The 262-nt window shown below is 38.9% G+C and carries 1 tRNA gene; it reads right to left on the reverse strand.

The annotated features are described in order from the left end of the window. Positions 1-171: 171 nt before the first annotated feature. Positions 172-248: transfer RNA gene (locus tag AX660_RS20950), tRNA-Ile, on the reverse strand. Between the last annotated feature and the right edge of the window lie 14 nt (positions 249-262).

Raw genomic sequence — 262 nt, forward strand, 5'->3', positions numbered from 1 at the left:
AATCTTTGTCAGATAGAGTAAGTTCTTTCGAGCTTCTCTTATTTGTTTCGATTACTTTTTTATCAGCTTTCCAAATTGTTAAAGAACATTTAGCGTTTAAAAAACCCTAATCAATTCACACTACAAACAATGTGGATTGATTAAGGCTTAACCCTATATTAACTGAGAGATTGGTAGGCTTGGGCAGACTTGAACTGCCGACCTCACCCTTATCAGGGGTGCGCTCTAACCACCTGAGCTACAAGCCTAAATTGGTGGAGCT

Source organism: Paraglaciecola hydrolytica (assembly GCF_001565895.1).
GTDB lineage: Bacteria > Pseudomonadota > Gammaproteobacteria > Enterobacterales > Alteromonadaceae > Paraglaciecola > Paraglaciecola hydrolytica.